Below are 555 nucleotides of genomic sequence, written 5' to 3'. Positions count from 1 at the left end.
CAGAAACAGACACAGACACAGAAACAGACACAGACACAGACACAGACACAAGATGATAGTGATCCAGATGTCGAGACGTTTACCATCAGTGACTAAACGATATTGAAAAACTTGAAACCGAAGTATAAAAAAAGCAGCGTTAACGCTGCTTTTTATTTACTTAATCACTCTTAAGCTTGGTCGACCTTTAGGACGAGGAGCTTCTTCCTCTTGGGATTCTGCACCAATCTCCTCAGAAGTTTCTTCCGTCACCGCCTTAAAAGATGGTGACAAATCTTCTTCTTCAATCGTTTCTTCTTCGATGTGCGTGTACGCTTCTTCTGGTTCAAACATTGTTCCAGCACCGTTTTCACGAGCATAAATCGCTTGAACTGCATACACTGGCACGATCACTGAGTGTGGTCGGCCACTAAAACGAGCATGGAAGGTAATCGCATCATTACCCAACTCTAAGTTACCAACGGCACGAGGAGCAATATTCAAGATAATCTGACCATCTTGAACAAACTCAACAGGCACACGCACACCCGGCATAGTTGCATCAACAACCAAGTG

General features: G+C 43.8%; 1 protein-coding gene. It reads right to left on the bottom strand.

Going from position 1 to position 555, the window contains the following annotated elements; genetic code table 11:
• Window positions 1-156: 156 nt before the first annotated feature.
• Window positions 157-555: stringent starvation protein B (locus tag R7Q46_RS29340; protein WP_318078605.1), on the bottom strand; the 399-nt coding region annotated here is incomplete at its 5' end.

The organism is Vibrio sp. 811 (assembly GCF_033339195.1).
This window is presented reverse-complemented; position numbering and strand designations above follow the sequence as displayed.